General features: G+C 74.8%; 11 protein-coding genes. 6 read left to right on the forward strand and 5 right to left on the reverse strand.

Annotated elements, in window-relative coordinates:
- Window positions 1-48: 48 nt before the first annotated feature.
- Window positions 49-867 (forward strand): siderophore-interacting protein, encoded by an 819-nt coding sequence (locus DDJ31_RS01680; RefSeq protein WP_164785062.1) that lies wholly within the window; start codon window positions 49-51, stop codon window positions 865-867.
- A 226-nt stretch (window positions 868-1,093) separates the two neighbouring features.
- Here DDJ31_RS01680 and DDJ31_RS01685 read toward each other — a convergent pair whose 3' ends face one another.
- Window positions 1,094-1,528 carry an OsmC family protein gene (locus DDJ31_RS01685; protein ID WP_127182091.1) on the reverse strand — a complete coding sequence of 145 codons (435 nt, stop codon included), beginning with the start codon at window positions 1,526-1,528 and terminating at the stop codon, window positions 1,094-1,096.
- 196 nt (window positions 1,529-1,724) lie between these two features.
- Here DDJ31_RS01685 and DDJ31_RS01690 point away from each other — a divergent pair, with 196 nt between their 5' ends.
- The gene (locus DDJ31_RS01690; protein ID WP_127182090.1) at window positions 1,725-2,156 is read left to right on the forward strand and encodes a universal stress protein; all 432 of its coding nucleotides are present in this window, start codon (window positions 1,725-1,727) and stop codon (window positions 2,154-2,156) included.
- 24 nt (window positions 2,157-2,180) lie between these two features.
- Here the strand turns inward: DDJ31_RS01690 and DDJ31_RS01695 are convergent, their stop codons facing one another.
- Window positions 2,181-2,732 carry an MSMEG_1061 family FMN-dependent PPOX-type flavoprotein gene (locus DDJ31_RS01695; RefSeq protein ID WP_127182089.1) on the reverse strand — a complete coding sequence of 184 codons (552 nt, stop codon included), beginning with the start codon at window positions 2,730-2,732 and terminating at the stop codon, window positions 2,181-2,183.
- Between the two features lie 91 nt (window positions 2,733-2,823).
- Here DDJ31_RS01695 and DDJ31_RS01700 point away from each other — a divergent pair, with 91 nt between their 5' ends.
- The 4 genes from DDJ31_RS01700 to DDJ31_RS01720 all read left to right on the forward strand — a co-directional run bounded on the left by DDJ31_RS01700 (window position 2,824) and on the right by DDJ31_RS01720 (window position 6,977).
- Window positions 2,824-3,876 carry a FecCD family ABC transporter permease gene (locus tag DDJ31_RS01700; RefSeq protein WP_431028978.1) on the forward strand — a complete coding sequence of 351 codons (1,053 nt, stop codon included), beginning with the start codon at window positions 2,824-2,826 and terminating at the stop codon, window positions 3,874-3,876.
- A 14-nt stretch (window positions 3,877-3,890) separates the two neighbouring features.
- Window positions 3,891-4,943 carry a FecCD family ABC transporter permease gene (locus tag DDJ31_RS01705; protein WP_431028975.1) on the forward strand — a complete coding sequence of 351 codons (1,053 nt, stop codon included), beginning with the start codon at window positions 3,891-3,893 and terminating at the stop codon, window positions 4,941-4,943.
- A 170-nt stretch (window positions 4,944-5,113) separates the two neighbouring features.
- Window positions 5,114-5,926, forward strand: coding sequence for an ABC transporter ATP-binding protein (locus DDJ31_RS01715; RefSeq protein ID WP_127183003.1), 813 nt, complete (start codon window positions 5,114-5,116; stop codon window positions 5,924-5,926).
- A 25-nt stretch (window positions 5,927-5,951) separates the two neighbouring features.
- Window positions 5,952-6,977 (forward strand): iron-siderophore ABC transporter substrate-binding protein, encoded by a 1,026-nt coding sequence (locus DDJ31_RS01720; protein ID WP_127182086.1) that lies wholly within the window; start codon window positions 5,952-5,954, stop codon window positions 6,975-6,977.
- A gap of 121 nt (window positions 6,978-7,098) precedes the next feature.
- Here the strand turns inward: DDJ31_RS01720 and DDJ31_RS01725 are convergent, their stop codons facing one another.
- The 3 genes from DDJ31_RS01725 to DDJ31_RS01735 form a co-directional block, all read right to left on the reverse strand.
- Window positions 7,099-7,977, reverse strand: a complete 879-nt coding sequence (locus tag DDJ31_RS01725) for a TauD/TfdA dioxygenase family protein (RefSeq protein ID WP_127182085.1) — start codon at window positions 7,975-7,977, stop codon at window positions 7,099-7,101.
- Between the two features lie 61 nt (window positions 7,978-8,038).
- Window positions 8,039-17,227, reverse strand: coding sequence for a non-ribosomal peptide synthetase (locus DDJ31_RS01730; protein WP_127182084.1), 9,189 nt, complete (start codon window positions 17,225-17,227; stop codon window positions 8,039-8,041).
- Complete coding sequence (locus DDJ31_RS01735; RefSeq protein ID WP_164785155.1) at window positions 17,227-21,195, reverse strand: non-ribosomal peptide synthetase; 3,969 nt, start codon at window positions 21,193-21,195, stop codon at window positions 17,227-17,229. The genes DDJ31_RS01730 and DDJ31_RS01735 overlap by 1 nt, the downstream gene beginning before the upstream one ends.
- Between the last annotated feature and the right edge of the window lie 262 nt (window positions 21,196-21,457).

The raw sequence follows: 21,457 nt of genomic DNA on the forward strand, positions 1-21,457 counted from the left end.
CTCACCTGATTCGATGAGTTGGCACTAAACTTAGGCTAACCTTCCTTCATGGCGAAGATCCACAGGCTGATGCCCCAGCACCCCAGGATGTTCCGCGCCGAGGTCGTGCGTACCGAGCGCGTCTCCCCTTCCATGCACCGGGTGACCGTCACAGGTCCCGAACTCGCCGAGTTCCCGTGGCTGGGATACGACCACTGGTTCCGGCTGTTCTTCCAGCTCCCCCACCAGGAGACGCTGCGGCTGCCGGTGGTCGACGGCACCCGGTGGTGGCAGCCGTACCTGGCGATCCCCGAGGAGGAGCGCCCGCACTGCGCGAACTACACGGTGGCCGACTTCCGCCCGCAGACGGCGGAGATGGACATCGACTTCGTCGTGCACCGGGGCCCCTCGGGCGAGCTGGAGGGCGGCGCCGCGATCTGGGCGTGCGGCGCGCGGCCCGGTGACCCGCTGGCCCTCCTCGACCAGGGCGTCCTGTTCGACTGCCCGCCCGACGCCTCCGAGGTCCTCGTCGTCGCCGACGAGACCGGGCTGCCCGCCGCCACCGGCATCCTGCGGTCGCTGCCGCCCGGGACCGTGGGCCGGCTCATCCAGGAGGTCCCGCACCCCGCCGACCGGCGCCCGCTCACGGCACCGGCCGGGGTGAGCGTCACCTGGATCGTCCGGGACGACCGCGCGTCCGTGCCGGGCGCCGCCGCGCTCGACGAGCTGCTGCGGCACACGCCCGCCGACACCTCCGGGTACGCGTTCGTCGTCGGCGAGTCGACGCTGGCCACCGAGGGGCGCCGGCATCTGCGCCGGGCCGGGCTTCCGAAGGAACGAATCTTCTTCTCCGGCTTCTGGAAGCACGAGCTGCGCCAGGCCGCCTGACCACCCCCACTCCCCCGGCCCGCCCCTCAGCGGGCCGGCAGCCTGACCGCCGGGCGCCGTGCCCGGCATTCCCGGCGTTCCCGGCCTCCGCCGCCGAGCGCCGTGCCCGGCGGCGGAGAGCGGCCGAACCGCCGCGGCCGGACCGCCGGGAACCGCAGGACCGGGCAGGCGGGAAGGCGGGAAGGCGGGAAGGCGGAGAATCGCCGGGGGGGGGCAGGCCGGAAGGTCAGCCCTCCTCGACCGCCGTCGCGACCGGCGTGCCGACCTCCACCGTGCGGCTGACCGTGCAGAGCCGGTCGTGCGACGTCCGTACCGCGCGCGGCAGGATCGCCCGCGCCCGCTCCGCGCCCTCGCCGTCGGGGAAGGTCACGTGGAAGGTGACGGCGAGGTCGGTGAGCCGCTGGCCCAGCTCGTCGTCGACCTTGGTGCCGGCCACCGACACGGTGAAGCGGGACGGCTCGGCGTGCCGGCTGGTCGCGACGTCCACGTCCACCGCGGTGCAGCCGCCGAGCGCCGCGAGCAGCAGCTCGACCGGGGTGAAGGTGGTGTCGCCGGCGGCCCCGGTGCCGAAGTCGAGGGTGCCGCCGCGCGGGTTCGTCGCCGTGAAACGGCCGGTGCTGGTGCGCTCGACGGTGACGGAGCGCGAGGAGTTGTCGGTCATGCCGAGGACCCTAACCGCGAAGGCCGGCGCGGGCGGGGCGCCGCCTTGCCCGCGTCCTCGCCGATCATGTCAGCGGACGGGTGAGACGATCACGACACCGGGACCGGGAAGTCCGCCGCCGCCCCGGACGTTGGCCCAGGTGACGCCGGAGGCCGGCGTCGCTCGTGAGCACGCAGAGCCAACGGAAGAAGAGTTCATGTTCCAGCGCATCCTGGTCGCCGTCGACCCCAGCCCCGCCCGTCACTCCGCCGTCCGCCTCACCGGTGAGCTGGCCCGGCTGGCGGGCGCCGAGGTCCGCGTCCTGCACGTCATCGCCTCCGCCGCCGCGCTCGCCACCGTCGTCCCGCTGGAGGACGACGCCGAGGCGAAGGCCGTCCTGGACGAGGCGGTGGCCACCCTGCACGAGCAGGGCGTGAAGGTCGACGGCGCCCTGGCCAACGGCCTGACGACGCAGATCGCCTCGACGATCGCGGAGGCGGCCGAGGAGTTCGGCGCCGACCTCATCGTGCTGAGCCCGCATCAGCGCGGTTCCGTGGAGGCGCTGTTCAACCCGCGGGTCAGCGACGCCGTCGCGCACGCCAGCTCCGCCGCGATCCTGCTCGCCCCCAAGGACCCGTCGGACGTCTGAGCCGTGCCCCTCCTGGGCCGGGCCTCAGCGCCCGCCCCAGGAGTCCGGGTCCCACAGCCCCGCGCGGCGCAGCGACTGCGGGCAGTGCCGGAAGATCTCCTCGATCTCCACGAGCAGCGCGAGCGCCGGGCGCCTGCCCTGCTCGGCGAGGGCGTCGAAGAACGGCGCGTCGGTGAGGATGCGGACCCGGCCGTTGACCCGCAGCACGTCCTTGCTGCCCGGGATCAGATAGAGCAGCCCCGCGTGCGGGTTGTCCAGGATGTTGTGGAAGCTGTCGCCGCGCCGGTTGCCCGGCCGGTCGGGCAGGGCGAGCGTCGCCGCGTCGACGACATGGGTGAAGCCGGGCCCGTCGCCGCGCGGTGAGACATCGCAGTTGCCGTGCTTGTCGGAGGTCGCCAGCAGGCAGAACGGCGCCCGGCCGAGCATCTCCAGATCGTCGTCGGTGAGCCGGTCGTGCACCTTGTCGACGACGACCGGGTGCGGCTGTCCGCCGAGCAGTTCGCGCAGCTCCTGACGTGAGGTCAGTTCGGCCCAGCCGTCGCCGGCCGGCGCGTTCGCTTCGATCGTCCGGGACAAGCCGACCCCTGTAGTTGATACCGACCACTGGTTGCCCGGCCCACTTTATCTGATGTTAGGTTTGGCTTGCCTAAACAGAACTGGGGTCCAGGTGAGCACGACGACGGACGCGGCGCCGAGCACCACTGCCCGAGCGCGCCGGCCGGGAACGGCGGCACTCGGCGCGGGCCTCGCGCTCCTCGCCCTCCTGCTGTGCGCGGCGACGGCGCTCAGCCTCACGGTCGGTTCGGGCCAGGTCTCCCTCCACGACGTGCTGCACGGCGTGTTCACCCCCGACAGCGCGGTGCGCGGCCAACTCGTGGTTCACCAGGTGCGGTTGCCGCGCACCCTGGCCGGACTGCTGGCCGGCGTGGCACTCGGGCTGGCCGGCGCCGTCATCCAGGGCCTGACCCGCAACCCGCTCGCCGACCCCGGCCTGCTCGGCGTCAACGCGGGCGCCGCCGTCTCGGTGGTCTTCGCGATCAGCGTCCTGTCCCTTACCGAGCCCGGCCAGTACATCTGGTTCGGCTTCCTCGGCGCCTGCCTGGCCGCGGTGCTGGTGTACGGCGTCGGCAGCCTCGGCAGGGAGGGCGCGACCCCGGTGAAGCTGGCCCTCGCGGGCGCCGCGACCACGGCCGTGCTCTCCTCCGTGACCAGCGCGATGCTCCTCACCGACAGCCGCACCTTCGACCAGTTCCGGTTCTGGCAGGTGGGCGCGCTCAACGGGCGTGACATCGATGTCCTGCGGCAGGCGCTGCCGTTCGTCGTGATCGGCGTCGTCCTCGCCCAGGCCCTCGGGCCGCGGCTCAACGGGCTCGCGCTCGGCGACGACGTGGCCCGCGGCCTCGGCCAGCGGCTGGGCGTCACCCGGCTCTGCGCGGCGCTCTGCGTGGTGCTGCTGTGCGGGGCCGCGACCGCCGTCGCGGGCCCGCTCGGCTTCGTCGGGCTCGCCGTGCCGCACGCGGCGCGGCTGCTGACCGGGCCCGACCACCGCTGGCTGCTGCCCTACAGCGCGCTGCTCGCGCCGGTCCTGCTGCTGCTCGCGGACGTCCTCGGGCGGGTGGTGGCACCGCCGGGCGAGGTGCAGGTGGGGGTGGTGACGGCGGCCGTCGGCTCTGTGCCGTTCGTGCTGCTGGTCCGCCGCTCGGCGCGGGGGGCGCTGTGAAGGGGCCGGCGCCGGTGCTCGGGCGCCCGGAGGTGAGGGGCGCCGCCGCGCGGCTGAGCGGGCTCCGCGCCCGTCGGCGGGCGCGCTTCACCACGGTCTGCGCGGCGCTGGTGCTGTCCGTGCTCGCGGTCTTCACCCTGGCCCTGTGCACCGGTGACCTCGCCGTCCCGGTGGCCGACGTCTGGTCCACGCTGCTGGGCGGCGGCGACGCGGGCACCCGCTTCGTGGTCGTCGAACTGCGGCTGCCGCGCGCCCTGTTGGCGCTGCTTGTCGGGTTCTGCCTGGGGCTGTCAGGAGCCCTGTTCCAGGCTCTGCTGCGCAACCCGCTGGCCAGCCCCGACGTCATCGGCGTCGGGTCCGGCGCCGCCGTGGCCGCCGTCCTCGCCTCCCTGGTCTGGGGCGTCAGCGGACTCGCCCTGTCCGGGGCCGCGTTCGCGGGCGCCCTGGTCGCGGGGGCCGCGATCTATCTGCTGGCCTGGCGCCACGGCGTGGGCGGCCACCGTCTCGTGCTGATCGGCGTGGGGGTGGGCGCGGGTCTCTCGAGCGTCGTCTCGTATCTGATGACCCGCTCCGAGGTCACCGAGGCGCAGCAGGCGTTCGTCTGGCTGGCGGGCAGCCTCAACGCCCGTTCCTGGCCGCACTTCTGGCCGCTGCTGCTGGCGTCGGCGGTACTCGTCCCGCTCTCCTTCGCGGCCTCCCGGGCGATGCCCGCGCTGCAACTGGGCGACGGCACGGCCGCCGGGCTCGGCGCCCGCGTCGAACGCGACCGGCTGGCCCTGCTCGCCTGCGCCACCGCGCTCACCGGGGTGGCGACGGCCGCCGCGGGGCCGGTCGGCTTCGTGGCGTTCGTCGCGCCGCCGATCGCCCGCCGGCTGCTGCCCGGCCACGGCGCGGTGCTGCTGCCGGCCGCGCTGGCCGGGGCGGCGCTGACGGCCGCGGCCGATCTGCTGGGCCAACACCTGCTGCCGCAGACCCAGTTGCCGGTCGGCATCGTCACCAGCGTGGTCGGCGCGCCCTATCTGCTGTGGCTGCTCGCCCGCGCCCACCGCGTCGGCACGGGTGGTTGACCCGTGCCGCCGCGGCCGCCCGGCCACCACCGCCACCGCCACCGCCACCGCCACCGCCACCGCCACCGCGGCCATCAACACCCCCTACGCACCCCCACATTCGCATCCCCATCCACATCCCCATCCGCATCCGCATCCGCATCCGCATCCGCATCCGTGAGGAGACGACGATGACCGCAGCCCATACGCTCCGGGCCAGCGAGTTGAGCCTGGGCTACGGGGAGCGCGAGGTCGTCCCGCGGCTCGACCTGACGCTGCCGCCCGGCCGGATCACGGTCGTCGTCGGCCCCAACGCCTGTGGGAAGTCGACCCTGTTGCGGGCCATGGCCCGGCTGCTGCCGCCCACCGCGGGCGCCGTCCTGCTCGACGGGCGCGACATCCGGCGCACCCCCACGAAACAGGTGGCCGCCACGCTCGGGGTGCTGCCGCAGTCACCGGTGGCCCCCGACGCCATCTCGGTCGCCGACCTCGTCGGCCGGGGCCGCTATCCGCACCAGGGCTGGTTCCGCCGCTGGACGCGCGCCGACGACGAGGCGGTCGCCGCCGCGCTGCTCGCGACGGACGTCCTCGACCTGGCCGACCGGTCCGTCGACGAACTCTCCGGCGGCCAGCGCCAACGCGTCTGGATCGCCATGGCGCTCGCCCAGGAGACCGACGTGCTGCTCCTCGACGAGCCCACCACCTATCTCGACATCAGCCACCAGCTCGACGTCCTCGACCTGCTGACCGACCTCAACCGCGACCGGGGCGTCACCCTCGCCCTGGTCCTGCACGACCTCAACCTGGCCTGCCGGTACGCCGATCACCTGGTCGCCATGAAGGCGGGCCGCATCGTCGCCGAGGGCGTGCCGGGCGACATCGTCACCGAGGCCCTGGTCGAGGAGGTCTTCGGGCTGCGCTCGACGGTCGTCCCCGACCCGGCGTCCGGGACCCCGATGGTCGTCCCCCTCGGCCGCCACCACATCACCGCCCCGTCCGTCTGACGGACGACCACAGAAAGAGCCGGCCATGTCACTGCCCTCCCCCACCCGGCGCGGACGCCGTCCCGTGCGCGCGCTGGCCGCCGCCCTGCTCCTGGCCCTGCTGGGCACGGTCACCGCGTGCGGCTCCTCGTCGGACGGCACCGGATCGGCGTCCTCCGGGGCCTCGGCCGACTCCGGGGCCTTCCCGGCGAAGGTCGCCACCAAGTTCGGTACCGTCACCGTCCCCTCGCGGCCCGCGCGGGTGGTGGCGCTCGGCTGGGGCGACGCCGAGACGGCGCTCGCGCTCGGAGTGCAGCCGGTCGGCCAGAGCGACTGGCTCGCCTTCGGCGGCGACGGCACGGGCCCCTGGGCGAAGGGCCGTTACGACAAGAGCCCGCAGAGGATCGGCACCCTGGAGCCCGAGTACGAGAAGATCGCGGCGCTGAAGCCCGATCTGATCCTGGACGTCAAGTCCAGTGGCGACCGGACGCGTTACGACACGCTCAGCAAGATGGCGCCGACCATCGGGGTGCCCAAGGGCAGCGACCAGTACAAGATCTCGTGGCAGAAGCAGACCACGATGGTCTCCCGGGCGCTGGGCCTCGCCGACGAGGGCAGGAAGCTGATCGCCGCCACCGAGGCGAAGTCCGCGGCCGCCGCGAAGGCGCACCCCGAGTTCAAGGGCAGGACCATCACCGTGGGTTCCCGCACCTCCAGCGGCTGGGGCGCCTATGTCCAGGGCACCGACCGGGTCAACTTCGTGCAGGCGCTGGGCTTCCGCAACAACCCGGACGTCGACGCGAAGGCGGGCGCCTCGTTCTCCGTCGACGTCTCGGAGGAGAACCTCCAGATGCTCGACGCCGACCTGGTCGTGATGGCGCCGATCGGCGTCAAGGCCGCCAAGATCTCCACCGATCCGCTGTTCACGTCGCTGCCCGCGGTGAAGGCGGGCCACTCGGTGGTCTTCGAGGGCGACAGCGTCCTCAGCAGGGCGTTCGCCACCAACTCCGTGCTCTCCGTGGGCTACGCGGTGGACCACGTCGTGCCGCTGTTCGCCGCGGCCCTGAAGTAGCCGCGCGCGCAGGCCCGTCGCGGCCCCGCGGGCCGTCGTCCCGGCGCCGTCGTGGCGTCGGCGACGGCCCGCGGCCGTGCTCCGGGGCGGGCAGGGGCGGGTGCCGGTCGCCGGTCGCGGGTCAGGCGTGCAGGGCGGTGCCGTCGATCGCCACCCGGCGGCCCTCACGGGTGTGCGGGAAGTAGTCCCACACGGCGTGGTGCTGGACGCTGCGGTTGTCCCAGAGGACCAGGGTGCGCTCCTGCCAGCGGACCCGGCAGTGCAGCAGCGGGGTGCGGGCGATGTGCGCGTACAGCATCTCCAGCAGGGTGTCGCTCTCGGCGCGCGACAGCTGCGGGATGTGCGAGGTGTAGGGGGCGTTGACGAACAGCAGCTTGCGGCCGTTCTCGGGGTGGCGCACCACGACCGGGTGTTCGGTGCGCGGCACGTCGTACTCGGGCGGCGGGGTCTGCCCCGCGGCGGTCCACGGCAGGGCGCCGTCGTGGACGGCGGTGAGGCTCCCGAGGAAGCCCCGCAGGGCGGGTGAGAGCAGGTCGTGGGCGAGGTGCATGTTGGCGAAGAGGGTGTCGCCGCCGCTGCCGCCCTCCGGGATCGTGGTGATGTACAGCAGCGAACCGAGGGACGGCTCGGCGTCGGCGGTGCCGTCGGAGTGCCAGCCGTTGCCCGCGACCTGCCGTGACTCCTTGTTCGCCTTGATGTCCAGGATGTAGGGGTCGGACCCCTCGACGGGGAGGGTGACCGGGTGCAGGGCGCCGAAGACGCCCGCGAACCGCTTGTGCTGCTCGGGTGTGAGGTCCTGGTCGCGGAAGACCAGCACATGGTGGGTGTGGAAGGCGCGGATGAGTTCCTTCTCCTGCTGCGGTGTCAGCTCCCGGGAGAGGTCGAGGCCGCCGATCTCGGCGCCGAGCAGCGGGGTGATCGGGTCGACGGTGAGGGTGTCGTAGGGCTCGGCGGGGCGGGTGGTGAGCCGTTCGACGGCTTCGAGGGCGTAGTCCTCCATGAGGGACCTCCGTGCGCTGGATGGGTGGGGGCGGGGAGCAGGACGTGCGGGTGGCCGCGGGTCAGGGGCGTCCGGCGGGGTGCGGCAGGCGGGCGGGGGGTGCCGCGGCGAGCGCGGCGGCGATCTCCGCGACCCGCGGCGCGGCGACGATCCCGTAGTGGTCGGCGTCGATCCGGTGCACGCCGGTGAGGTGCGGCAGGTGCGCGTCCCAGTCGCCCGGCGCGGTCGGGTCGGGGGCGAGGAGCCCCTCGTCGACCGGGCGGTCGGCGAGGAACACCGTGGCCGGGGTGGCGTCGAGGCGGGGCAGCCGGTGCTCGGCCATGGCGGCGAGGTTGGCGCGGCAGCAGCGCGCGAGGCGTTCGGCGTAGGCGCGTCCCGACTCCGGGAGCCCGCCGCCGTTGCCGGTCAGCTCGCGGGCGAAGACGGCGTCCACCTGGTCCTCGTCGTAGCCGGCGAGGCGGCGCCCCGCGTGCGGCGGGGGCGGGTCGATGAGGTGCACGGCGGCCACCGCCGCGCCCTGTGCCTCGGCGTGCGCGGCCATCGACAGCGCCGTCCAGGCCCCGAACGACCAGCCGGCGAGCCGCAGTCGGCGGCCCGGCTCGGGGAACCGCGCGCGGACGGCGGCCAGATAGTGTTCCGCGCGGGCGGTGAGGGTCCGGGCGGGCAGGTCGGGGTCGCGCAGCGCCGGGTCGGCGATCAGGCAGACCGTCAGGTCGTCGGGCAGGGCGCCGACCAGCGGGCGGTAGGCCAGGATGTCGCCGCCGACCGGATGGAGCAGGCAGAGCACGTCGGGGCCGCGGCCGTGCTGCCACACCTCGACGTCGACCGGCTCCCGGCCGCGTTCGGCGGCGCCGAGGTGGCCGAGGATCTCGGCGAGGCTGACCCGGTGGCTGAGCCGGGCGAGGTCGATGTCGGTGTCGAAGCGGCGCTTCACCTCGTCGAGGAGTTCCAGCAGGGTCAGCGAGTCGGCGCCGAGGTCGTAGAGCGGGGCGTGCGGGTCGACGGCGGTGACGCCGAGGAGGCCGAGCAGCACCTCGGTGAGGTCGGCGGTGGGGTCGGTGACCCGGGGCGCGGGGGCGGCCTGGCGGGCGGCGGGCGCCGGTTCGTAGAAGGCGCGCGCGTCGGCCGGGTCCGTGGTGTTGGCCATCAGGTACGGCAGTTGCAGGTGCAGGGCGCGTTCGAAGACGGCCGCGCCCTCCTCGGGGGTGAGCCCCACCGCGAGGTGGAGCTGGTGGCGGGCGTCGGTGCGCAGCGCGTGCTCGGCCATGCCGACCTCCCGCCAGACGTCCCATCCGACGCTCATCCGCACGGTGGCGTCGTCGCCGCCCGGGGGCGTGTAGTGGGCGTAGGCGTCCAGGCAGGCGTTGGCAGCCGCGTAGTCGAACTGGCCGACGCCGCCGAACCGGGCGGCCGTCGAGGAGCAGGACAGCGCGTAGTCCGGGTCGTGTTCGGCGATGAGCCGTTCGACGAGCAGGGCGCCGCGGAGTTTGGCCGCGGTGGTGCGGCGGGCGGCGGACGGCTCGCGCCGGGCGAGGAGCCCGCCCGCGGCGGTGCCCGCGGCGTGCACGATGCCGGCGAGGTCGTCGAGGTGCGGGGCGAGCCGGTCGGCGATCGTCCCGGGGTCCTCCGTGGCGAGGTCGGCGCTGACCAGGGTGACGCGGTCGGCGACGGCCCGCAGCGCGTCCGGGACGGCGGCGCCACGCGCGAGCAGCACCACCCGGTTGCCGGGGTGTTCGAGCAGCCGGGCGGCGAGGGTGGCGCCGATCCCGCCGGTGCCGCCGAGCACCAGGTGGGTGCCGGGGGCCGCCGTGCGGATCGTCGGCGCGAGCGCGTCGGGGACCGGGACGGGCTGGAGCGTGCGGCGCCACCAGTAGCCGTCGCGCAGGGCCGTCTCCTGGGCGGTGAGGGTGTCGTCGAGGAGCAGGTCGGCCAGGTGGGCGGCCCAGTCGGCGGGGCGCGGGCCCGGCAGGTCGGCCCAGCGCGGGCTGACGCCCAGTTCCTGCCGGGGGACGTCGAGGGCGGCGGCGAGCAGCCCCGCCTCGGGGGTGCGGACGGTTCCGGTGACCGGCTGCGCCTGGTGGGAGAGGAGCCAGAGGCGGGGCCTGCGGCTCTCCGGGAGGTCGGCGACGGCGCGGGCGAGGGCGGCGACGGTGTCGAGGCAGGCTCGCTGGGCGGTCTCCAGGGCGGCCACGGTCAGGGCGCCGTCGAGGGCGAGCGGCAGGGTGTGCAGCCAGTCCACGGCGGTGCCGGGCGCGGTGACGCGGTCGAGGAGGGCGGCGAGGTGTTCGGGGTCGCCGGGGTCGGCCTCGTAGCGGTCGTCGTCGAGGCGGGTGAAGGCGGTGCCGGCGCGCACGGTCACGACCCGGCCGTAGTGGCGTTCCAGGAACCGCCAGGTCTCGCCGTCGGTGCCGGTCGGGGTGGTGACGACGGCGGTGCGCGGCGCGTTGCGTGCCCCGGTCCTGGCGCGGCGCAGCCGGGTCCACAGCGGCTGGTGCAGCCAGCGTCCGGCGGGCAGCCGGACGGACGGCGGGTCGTCGGGGGTGTGCGCCGTCGGCTCGGCGGGCTGATGCCGCGCGGTGGCCGTCGTCCCGGGAGCGCCGGAGGGGGTCAGGTCGTCGGGAGCGTGCGGCGCGGTGGCCGTCGGCCGGGGTGCGCGCGGGAAGTCGTGGACGGCCGTGTCGAAGGCGGGCGGCGGGAAGTCCCAGGGCGCGGGGGCCGGGGCTGCCGGGCGGTCGGGGGTGTGTCCCGCGGTCCAGGCCGCGGCGAGGGCGTGCGGGTCGAGCTGCCCGGCGGGCGGCGCGGTGGCCGGCGTCGGGGCGGTGACCGGGATCGGGGAGCGCAGCCAGGCGACGGCGGAGTCGGCGTCGGGGCAGACGGCCGCGGCACGGTGGGCGAGCGCGGGCCGTCCGTGGCTGAGGTGGCGCAGCACCCGCGGATAGGTGTCGGGGTGGGCCTGGAGGTAGTCGGCGATCCGGTGGGCGTCCGCGCGCAGCGCCGTCTCCGAGCCGGCCGACAGCAGCAGGCACGGCACCGGTTCGGCCGGGGCGGGGGCGGCGGCATCGGGGTCGGCGGGCTCGGGTTCCGGGTGTTCGAGGAGCAGATGGGCGTTGGTGCCGCCGATGCCGAAGCTGCTCACGGCGGCCACCCGGGGGCGGCCGGCTGGCCAGGGTTCGGCGGTGACCGGGACGCGGAACGGGCCGTCCTCGATCTCCGGGTTGAGCCGGTCGAAGTCGGCGGTGGGCGGGACGGTCCCGTGGTGCACGGCGAGCACCGCGCGCACCAGGCCGACGACACCGGCCGCCGCGCCCAGGTGCCCGATCTGGCTCTTGACCGACGACAGCGCGACCCGGGCGTCGTCGGCGAGTCCGTACGCCTGGCGCAGCGCGGCGGCCTCGACGGGGTCGCCGAGCCGGGTGCCGGTGCCGTGCGCCTCGACGTAGCCGAGGTCGGCGCCGGTGCGTCCGCTGCGGTCGAGGGCGGCGCGCAGCGCGGCACGCTGTCCGGCGAGCGCGGGGGCGCTGTAACTCATCTTGTCCGCGCCGTCGTTGTTGACGGCCGAGCCGGTGACGACGGCGTACACGGTGTCGCCGTCGCGGCGGGCGGCGGCGAGCGGTTTGAGGACGACCACGCCGGTGCCGCTGGCTCCGACGGTGCCCTCGGCGTCCGCGCTGAAGGGCCGGCAGTGGCCGTCGGGCGAGAAGATGTGCTGCGGCCGGTAGGGGTAGCCGTCGGTCAGCTCGGGGTCGACGAGGACGCCGCCGACGAGCATCACGTCGGCGTCGCCCTGGCGCAGCGCGCCGACCGCGAGGTGGACGCCGAGGAGGGAGCTGGAGCAGGCGGACTGGACGGTGAACGCCGGTCCGGTGAGCCCGAGATGGTAGGCGGCCTTGGTGGCGAGGAAGTCCTTCTCGTGGTGCAGGGCGAGCCGGAAGGTGTCGGGCAGCGCGTCCGGGTCCGCGTCGCGCAGCAGGCGCTGGAAGTAGGTGTTCTCGCCGCAGGAGGCGATCAGGCCGATCCGTTGTCCGGTGGGGGCGCCGAGTCCCGCGTGGCTGAGGGCCTCGACGCAGTTCATGAGGAGCTGGCGCTGTTGCGGGTCCATCAGCCGCGCCTCGTTCGGGCTGATGGTGAAGCGGGCCGGGTCGAAGGCGAGGGGGTCGGCCAACTGGCTGCGGACGCCGACGAGTCCGTCGGCCGCGTCGAAGTGCTCCATGCCCCGGCGGCCGGTGGTGACGAGGTCCCAGAAGGCGGCGAGGTCGGGGGCGCCCGGCAGCCGTACGGCCATGCCGATGACGGCGACGGGCTCGTCGGTGAGCCGTGGGCGGGTCGGCGGTGCCGGTGCGGCCGGTTCGGCGGGGGCCTCGGGGGCGGCCTGCCCTGTGACGAGCCCGGCCAGCGCGCGGAGCGTGACGTGCTCGAACAAGTCCGGTACGGAGAACGGGAGATCGCCCTCGCCCGCGCAGCGCAGTTGGAAGCGCATCAGGTCGAGGCTGGTGGCACCGGCGTCGAAGAACCTCTGGTCGACGGCGACGGTCCGGCCGGTCACGGACTCGAAGAGGTCGGTCAGCCGTCGTTCGAGCGGGGAGAGCGCGCCGCCCGTCGCGGCGGCCGTCAGCAGCTCGCGGCCGGGGGCGGTGAGGGCCGCGCGCCGGTCCAGTTTGCCGCTCGGGGTGCGCGGCAGGTCGGCCACCAGACGGTACCGGGCGATCCGCACATAGGCCGGGAGCAGGCCGACGAGGTGGGCGGCGAGGCCGGCGGGTTCCGGGTCGGGACCCTGGCACGCCAGGACGGCGACGAGCAGCCCGTCGGTGACGGCGGCGACGGCGCCGGCGATCCCGGGGTACTGGAGCAGCGCGGCCTCGATCTGGCCCAGTTCCAGCCGGTGGCCGCCCAGTTTGACCTGGCCGTCGTCGCGGCCCGCGTAGTGCAGCAGGCCCTGCCGGTCGAAGCGGGCCAGGTCGCCGGTGCGGTAGAGGGTGCCGAGGGCGGGGTCCTCGACGAACCGGGCGTGGTGGTCGGCGGGGTCGCCGAGGTAGCAGCGGCCCGCCATCGGGCCGCCGATGAGGAGGTCGCCGGTGACGCCGGGCGGCACGGGGAGCCCCGCCTCGTCGACGACCCGCAGGACGGCGCCCGCCACCGGGTGGCCGATCGCCGGGCGCGTGGGCCAGTCGGCGGGGTCGCCTTGGAGGCGCAGCGCGCTGACGACATGGGTCTCGGTCGGACCGTAGTGGTTGAACAGGCTTGCCTTGCGCGGCAGTTCGGCGAACCAGCGGCGGATGGCGTCGGTGCAGACCAACTGCTCCCCGGCGGTGACGACTTCGCGGAGCCTTGAGGGGTAGAGGCCCGCGCGCGTGCCGTGTTCGGCGAGCAGTTGCAGGGCCACGTAGGGCAGGAAGATCCGTTCCGCTCCGCCGCTCTCCAGTTCCCGCAGCAGGGTGGGCACGTCCTGCCGCCAGGCCGGTCTGACCAGGCGCAGTTCGCCGCCCGAGCAGAGGGTGGTGAGGATCTCCTGGAAGGAGACGTCGAAGGAGAGCATGGAGAACTGCTGGGTGACGGCGGGCCGTTCGAGGCCGCCGTCGGTGCGCTGCCAGGTCAGCAGGTTGCACAGGGTGCGGTCGGGGACCTGGACGCCCTTGGGGGTGCCGGTGGAGCCGGAGGTGAACAGCGTGTACAGCGGGCGCAGTCCCCCATGGGCGGGGGCGGCCTGGGCGGGTGGCGGGGCGTCGGCGAGGGTCAGGGGGTGGCGGGGCAGCGTGGGCGGGGCGAGGGTGTCGAGGACGTCGAGGTCCGCGGGGGCGGCCAGCACGCAGAGCGGCTGTGCCTGGTCGAGGACGTGGCGGAGCAGGGCCGGCGGGTAGGCGGGGTCGAGGGGGACGACGGTCAGGTTGAGGCGGGCCGCCGCGAGGACGGCCACGATGTGTTCCACGGAGGGCTGGAGGTAGAGGGCGACGGCGGCGGGCGCCGCCGGGTCCGCGGGGGCGAGTGCGCTCAGGGTGGCCGCCAACGCGTGGGCCTGCGCGTCGAGTTCGGCGTAGGTGAGGGTGGTGGCTCCGAGGGTGACGGCGGGGGCGTCGGGGGTGCGGGCGGCCTGGCGGGCGAAGCCGTCGGCGACGGTGGTGAAGTCCGGTTCGGTCGCGGCGGCGCGGCCGGGCTCGGGCAGGGCCTCGCGGTAGGGGGCGACGAGGTCGCGCAGGGTGGCGCCGGTGTCGGCGGTGAGGTGGTCGAGGGCGTCGCGGAAGAGGCGGGCGGCGGCTTCGGCGCGCTCGGTGCCGAGGTCGTCCCGGTACTCCCAGAGGCAGTCGAACCCGGCGTCGTGCTCGACCACCGAGAGGGTGAGGGCGCACTTGGCGCCGAGCGGCTCGGGCCAGCGCTGCCGTATCTCACAGCCGTCGAACTCCAGTGCGGAGATCTCGGTGTTCTCCAGCACGAAGAGGTAGTCGAAGAGCGGGGTGCGCTCGCGCAGCGCCGGCTGTGCGAGGACGTCCGCGAGGGCGACCTCCTGTCCGTGCAGGACGGTGCGTACGGTGTCGGCGTGGGCGGTGAGGTGGGCGGCGAGGGAGTCGTCGGGCCGGGCGACGAGGTCGAGCAGGACGGTGTTGGCGAACATGCCCACGGCGTCGGCGAACTCGGGGCGCGGCCGGTTCGCCACCGGGGCGGCGATCAGGGGCCTGGTCTGGCCGGTCACGCCGTACAGGCTCGCGGTGAACGCGGAGACCAGGAGCTGGAACCGGGTGAGGCCGAGGTCGGCGGCGCGGCGGTCGAGGGCGGTGCGGCGGACCAGGTCGAGCGAGGTGCGCAGCAGCCGCGCGCCTGGCCTGCCCCGCGTCTCGGGGGCGGGCAGCGCGGGCGACGGCTGCGGAGCGTCGTCGTAGTGGGCGAGCAGGCGGGTGCGGTGCTCGCGGTAGGCGGGAGTGTCGTGCCACTCCCGCTGCCAGCGGGCGAAGTCGAGGGGCGTGGTGCCCGGCGCCCGGTGGTGGTCCTGGTCGGCGTAGGCGGCGCCGAGGTCGCGGAAGAGGAGGTTGAGGGACCAGCCGTCGACGGCCGCGTGGTGCAGGTGCAGGAGCAGCAGGCCGCCGTCGGCGCGCTCGGCCCAGCCGGCCCGCAGCATCCGGGGCTCGGCGAGGTCGAAGCGGTGGGCGAAGAAGCGGTCGGCGGTCTGCTGCCACCGCTCCCCCGGCCGGCTCTCGCACGGCTGCCAGGGGTCGTAGGGTTCCTCGGTGCGCTGGAGCAGGCCGTCCGGGGTGGGGACCAGGCGGGTGCGCAGGGCGGGGTGGGCGGCGACCAGGGCGCGCAGCGCGCGGCGCAGGGCCGCCGGGTCGAGGGCGCCGGTGACCCTGAGGACGAGGGGGACGTCGTAGGAGCGGTCCTCGGGGTCGCGCAGCTGCTGCAACCAGAGGCGTTCCTGCTCGCTGGTGGCCGGTGCGACGGGTTCGGCGGGCGCCGGTGGCACCGGCGGGTGGTGGCCCGCGTCGGCGCCGGGGGCGTGGACGGCGTCGGCGAGGGCGGCGAAGTCGGCCCGCAGCACGAGGTCCTGAGGCAGGTCGACGGCGAAGCGGCGCAGGATCGCGAAGCGGAAGCGCAGCGCCTTGAGGGAGTCGCCGCCGCTGGGTATCCAGCGGTCGTCGGGGCGCAGGGCGCCGACGGCGAGGATCTCCTCGGCGATCTCCAGCACCGGCCGCTGTGCGTCGGTGACCGGGACGGCGGTGTCGCGGGTGGCGCGCCAGGGGGCGCCCGCGTCGCGCAGCAGGGCGGCCCGGTCGACCTTGCCGTTGGGGGTGAGCGGGAGGGCGGTGACGCGGTGGGTGTGGTGGGGGCGCATGTAGGCGGGCAGCGCGGCGGTGAGGTGGCGTTCCCAGGCGTCGAGGGCGAGGTCGTCGTCGGCGACGAGGAAGGCCAGCAGTTCGTTGCGGCCGTCCGGGTCGCGCCGGGTGCACACGTACGCCTGGCGGACGGCGGGCAGGGTGAGGATCTGCCGTTCCACCTCGCCGGGTTCGATGCGGAAGCCGCGCACCTTGACCTGCCGGTCGGCGCGGCCGACGTAGCTGATCCGCCCTCGGGTGTCCTGGCGCACCAGGTCGCCGGTGCGGTACCAGCGGCGCTCGGTGCCGTCGGTGTCCGGGAGGTGGACGAAGGCGCGTCGGGTCTGTTCGGGGAGGTTGCGGTAGCCGCGTGCCAACGCCGGTCCGCTGAGCAGGAGTTCGCCCATCTCGTCGGGTCGCGCGGGGTGGCCCTCGGCGGTGCGGACCAGGACGCGGGTGCCGGCGAGGGGGGTGCCGACGGGGATGGACTCGCCGTCGAAGTCGGGCGGGATGGGGTGGCAGAGCGCGAACGTCGTCGCCTCGGTGGGCCCGTAGACGTTGTGCAGGACGGTGCCCGATCCGGCGTTGGTCCGGTACCAGCGCCGGATCAGGCGGGAGTTGACCTGTTCGCCGCCGACCAGGACCTGGCCGACGCCGGCGAAGCAGTCGGGCACCTGTTCGAAGACGGTGTTGAAGAGGGCGACGGTGATGAAGAGGATGTCGACCCGGCGCTCGCGCAGGACGGCCGCGAGCCGGTCGGGGCTGTGCGCCTGGGTGTCGTCGAGCACGACGCAGGCGCCGCCGGTGAGCAGCGGGGTCCACACCTCGAAGCTGAGGGCGTCGAAGGCCGGGTTGGAGAGACAGCCGAAGCGGGCGCCGGGCCGCAGGTCGAGGTAGCCGGGCCCGGCGAGCCGCAGCACGCCCTCGTCGGTGACCTCGACGCCCTTGGGGCGGCCGGTGGAGCCCGAGGTGTAGAAGACGAACGCCGTCCGGGGGTCGGCGGGCAGGTCCCGCGCGCCGGTCCGCCCGCCGGGGTCGGCGGTCTCGGGTTCCTCCGGTCCGAGGAGCAGGTCGGCGTGGACTCCGCCGGTGTGCCCGGTGGTTCCGTCGTGGACGACGGTGACGGCGCCCGAGTCGTCGAGGATGTGCCGTTGCCGCTCGGGCGGGCTGAGCCGGTCGAGCGGGACGACGGTGGCGCCGGCCCGGCGGATGCCGAGCATCACGCAGACCAGACGCCAGGAGCGGGGCAGGCAGACGGCGACGGCCTGGCCCGCGAGGACTCCGCGGGCCCGCAGCCGGGCGGCGACCCGGGCGCTGAGCCGGTCGAGTCCGGCGTAGTCGAGGGTCTGGTCGCCGTCCTCGACGGCGACGGCGGCCGGGGTGCGGCGGGCCTGGTCGAGGACGGCGGCGGCGAGGGGGGAGAGCGCGGCGGCGGGGGCGGGCGGGGTGTGCATCACGCCTCCCCCGCCGACGCCGCGGCGGGCGTCCGTCCGGCCCGCGGTGGTGCGTGGTGGGCGAGTTCGGCGGCGAGCAGCGCGCCGACCCGGGCGGTCTCGTCGCCCTCCAGGATCTCCCAGTGGTCGCACTCCATCGTCTCGACGAGGAAGTCGCCGTGCGCGCGCCGCCGCCAGAAGGCCCGGACCTCGGCGTGCTCGGGGGTGTCGACGGCGTCGGGCACGGCCTGGGCGAGGATCGTCCGGGCGGGTGAGGCGGCCGGGACGTGTGCGCGGGCGGTGAGCCGGTTGTGGTTGTAGAGGCGGAAGTAGCGGTCGACCTGGGCGTCGTCGATGCCGGGGTACATCCCGTTGAACCTCACGAGTTTGTCGCGGAACTCGGCTTCGTCGACCGGCGCGATCGCCTCCCTGGCGGCGGGGTCGTCGGTGGCCTGGGTGTCGAGCAGGACGACGCTGACGTCCGTGCGTCCGGCGCGGTGCAGCAGCCGTCCCATCGCGTGGGCGACGAGGCCGCCGTAGGAGAGGCCGGTCAGCACGAGCGGTCCCTCGCCGAGGGGTTCGAGGAGGCCGAGGTAGGTCTCGGCCATGGCCTCCACGGTGGGCAGGACCTCCTCGCCCGGGTTCACGCCGGGTGACTGGATGCCGTACAGGCCGGTGTCTTCGGGCAGGTGGGCGGCGAGCGGGAGGTAGCAGAAGGCGGTGCCGCCCGCGGGGTGGACGCAGACCACCCGGGGTCCTGTGCCGGGGCGGAACTCGATGAGGCTGCCGGGGGCGCGGTCGGCACCGTCCTCGCGCAGCAGCGCGCCGAGCGCCTCGATGGTCGGCCGCACCATGACCTCGGCGACCGGCAGCCGGCGGCCGAAGGTCTCGCCGACGTCGTGCGCCATCTTGATGGCGGAGAGCGATGTGCCGCCGAGGTCGAAGAAGTTGTCGCTCACCCCGATGTCCGGGTGGAGCAGGATGCCCTGCCATATCCGGTACAGGGCGTGTTCTATGTGGTCGCGCGGGCTCGCCGTGTTGACCTGGTCGGAGGTCCGCTCGTGCGCCAGGCTCAGCAGGGCGGCGCGGTCGACCTTGCCGCTGCGGTTGAGCGGGAGGGTCTCCAGGTCGACGACGACGGCCGGGATCATGTAGTCGGGCAGGGAGCGGGCGAGCGCGGCCCGCGGGTCGGCGAGGGCGGGCGTGTCGCCGCGGCCGACGCCGGCCACGAGGCGGGGCTGGCCCGCGGTGTCGCGGTCGACGAGGACGACGGCCTCGCGGACCCCGTCGAGGGCGGTCAGCGCGGCCTCGACCTCGGCGGGCTCGATCCGGAAGCCGCGCAGTTTGACCTGGTCGTCGGCGCGGCCCGCGTAGTGGGCGTGGCCGTCCTCGTCCCAGCGGGCGAGGTCGCCGGTGCGGTAGACGCGGGCGCCGGGCACGAACGGGTCGGGCAGGAAGCGCTCCTCGGTGAGGTCGGGCCGGTTCAGGTAGCCGCGGGCCAGGGACGCGCCGCTCAGGTACACCTCCCCCACGACGCCTGGCGGCACCGGCTGCATCCGGGCGTCGAGGAGGTAGAGGCGGGTGCCGGGCAGCGGGCGGCCGATCGGGCAGGGGCGTTCGAGGGGGCGGAAGTCGTAGTGGGCGGTGCTGTAGAGGGTCGCCTCGGTGGGGCCGTAGCCGAAGGTGACGCGCAGTCCCGGCAGCAGCCGCGTCATCCGGTGCAGGGCCGCCTCGGTGAGGGATTCGACGCCGGTCAGCAGCTTGCGCAGCGGCAGGTCCCGGAGCCTGGTCGCGGGGTCCTCGTCGATCCACCGGACGTACGCGGGCGGCAGGAACGCCTGGGTGACGGCGTGTTCGCGCATCCAGGCGAGCAAAGCGCCGGGGTCGCCGCGCAGTTCCTCCGGGACGATGTGCACGGTGCCGCCGGTGGTGAGCGGCAGCAGCAGTTCGTGCACGGAGGCGTCGAAGCCGATGCTGGACCAGGCCGAGCCGATCTCGCCCGGTTCGGTGCCCATCCGGTCGTGCCAGGTGGCGAAGAGGTTGAGGACGCTGCGGTGCTCGACGGCGACGCCCTTGGGCCGTCCCGTGGAGCCGGAGGTGAAGATCACGTACGCGAGCCGGTCGGGCGCGTGCGGCACGCCGGCGGGCGGCCGGTCGTCCGCGGTCCCCTCGGCCGTGACGGCGGCGAGGTCGAGCCAGTGCGCGGGGCGGGCGTCGGCGGGGTGGTCGCTGAGGACGACGGGGCAGCGGGCGTCCTCGACCATCGCGGTGAGCCGCTCGGCGGGCTGGCCGGGGTCGAGCGGGAGGTAGGCGGCGCCCGCCTTGAGGATGCCGAGGATGGCGACGGTCAGATCGCGGGTGCGGCGCGCGTGCAGGCCCACGACGTCGCCCGGACGGACCTCGCGGGCGGTCAGGGCGTGCGCGAGCCGGTTGGCGGCGCGGTCGAGCGTGCCGTAGTCGAGGGAGCGGTCGCGGTCCACGACGGCGGTGCGGGTGGGGTGTTCACGGGCCCGCGCCTCGAAGAGGGCGGTGAGGGAGGGGGCGGCGCGCAGGGCGGTCGCGGTCGGGTCGGCGGGCGCGGGTGCCGCCTCGGCGGCGTCGCCCGCCTCGATGAGCCGCAGCCGCGCGTCCGGCGCCATCAGCTCCAGGGTGCGGATGTCGCGGCCCGGGTGCCGGGTCATGTCGGTGAACAGGTGGCGCAGGTGCACGGCCCAGCGCTCGACGGCGGGGGCGTCGAACAGCGCGGTCGCGTAGTCGAGTTGGCAGCTCAGGCGGCCCTCGGAGACGGCCGCCGCCAGGGCGAGGTCGAACTTGGCGGGGGCGTCCTCGATGGCGAGCGGCTCGATTTGCACGCCGTCCAGCCGCATCAGGCCGTACCGGTCGGGGACCCAGGCCAGCATGGTCTGGAACAGCGGGGAGTGGGAGGCGCTGCGCGGCGGGTTCACCACTTCGACGATCCGCTCGAAGGGCAGTTCCTGGTGGGCCTGGGCCGCCCGCACGGCCTTCTCGGTGCGGGCCAGCGCTTCGGCGACGGTGACGGCGCCGGAGAGGTCGACGCGCATCGGGAGGGTGTTGACGAGGAACCCGATCAGGTCGTCGGCCCCCGGTGCGCGGCGGGCGCGGACCGGGCAGCCGACAACGATGTCGTCCTGGCCCGAGAGCCGGGCCATCAGCACCGACCAGCCGGTCAGGACGGTGACGAACAGGGTGGTGCCGTGCGCCTCGGCCAGCTCGGCCAGCGCGGCGGTCGTCGCGGTGTCCAGCTCGAACTCGACCCGGCCGCCGTCGTAGCGCTGTTCGGCCGGACGCGGTCCGCTCAGGGGCAGTTCGAGCGCGACGGGGGCTCCGTCCAGGACGCGTTTCCAGTGCTCCTCGTGGACGGCCAGGTCACCGCCGAGAACCGCGTCGCGCTGCGCCTCGGCGAGATCCGCGTACTGCACCGCGAGTTCCGGCAGATCCGCCTTCTCGCCGCCCGTGAACTCCGCGTACAGCAGCTCCACTTCGCGCATCATCACGAACATCGAGGCGCCGTCGAAAATGATGTGATGCAGCGTCAGGAGAAGTACGTGGCGCCCATCGCCCAGGGCGAGCAGCCGGCCCCGGGCGAGAGGTCCCTTCGCGAGGTCGAACGGCCGCTCGGCCTCGTCCCGTTGACGCTCGGCGACGCCCCCGTCGGCGGTGCCGGAGGGTCCGAGGTCCTCGAAGCCGAGGCCGAACCCGGCGCCCGGCGGGTCGATGTGCTGACGGACTCCGCCGGCCTCGGCGACCAGCCGGGTCCGCAGGGTCTCGTGCCGGTCGGCCAGCACGTCGAACGCCCTCACCAGGGCGTTCACATCGAGTGGGCCGGTGAGGGTGAAGGCGAGGGTCTCGTTGTACGCGGCGCCCGCGCCCGGCAGTTGGGCCAGGAACCAGAGGCGCTGCTGCGCGAAGGAGGCGGCCCTGACCCGGGTGGCCTGACCTGCGGGGGCGGGGTGGGGGGTGCTCTGCACCGGCACGGCCTGGCCTTCCTGTCGGGGGGATCCTGGGGCGCGACAGAGGCGTGGCGCGCGGCGGCACCACGGGACTCCGGTCGGCGGCGAATTGCCGGGACGCCGATACGGCGGAACGTCCAGAGCGCCGGAACGCCACAACGTCAGAACGCCGCGACAGCGAGTGGGGGAAATGGACCGGGAAATACGCGGAATTTAGCTGTTGTTCCTGATGCGTGAGTTATGTGGAGTTTCTTGAGGGGCTCCTTGACACAGCTGTGAT

Source organism: Streptomyces griseoviridis, assembly GCF_005222485.1.
In the GTDB taxonomy this organism is placed as follows: Bacteria; Actinomycetota; Actinomycetes; order Streptomycetales; family Streptomycetaceae; genus Streptomyces; species Streptomyces hintoniae.

Bases quoted from the DNA above. Each gene is read 5' to 3' on its own strand.
- DDJ31_RS01680 (WP_164785062.1), top strand. From the start codon at position 49: ATGGCGAAGATCCACAGGCTGATGCCCCAGCACCCCAGGATGTTCCGC.
- DDJ31_RS01685 (WP_127182091.1), bottom strand. From the start codon at position 1,528: ATGACCGACAACTCCTCGCGCTCCGTCACCGTCGAGCGCACCAGCACC.
- DDJ31_RS01690 (WP_127182090.1), top strand. From the start codon at position 1,725: ATGTTCCAGCGCATCCTGGTCGCCGTCGACCCCAGCCCCGCCCGTCAC.
- DDJ31_RS01715 (WP_127183003.1), top strand. From the start codon at position 5,114: ATGACCGCAGCCCATACGCTCCGGGCCAGCGAGTTGAGCCTGGGCTAC.
- DDJ31_RS01720 (WP_127182086.1), top strand. From the start codon at position 5,952: ATGTCACTGCCCTCCCCCACCCGGCGCGGACGCCGTCCCGTGCGCGCG.
- DDJ31_RS01725 (WP_127182085.1), bottom strand. From the start codon at position 7,977: ATGGAGGACTACGCCCTCGAAGCCGTCGAACGGCTCACCACCCGCCCC.
- DDJ31_RS01730 (WP_127182084.1), bottom strand. From the start codon at position 17,227: ATGCACACCCCGCCCGCCCCCGCCGCCGCGCTCTCCCCCCTCGCCGCC.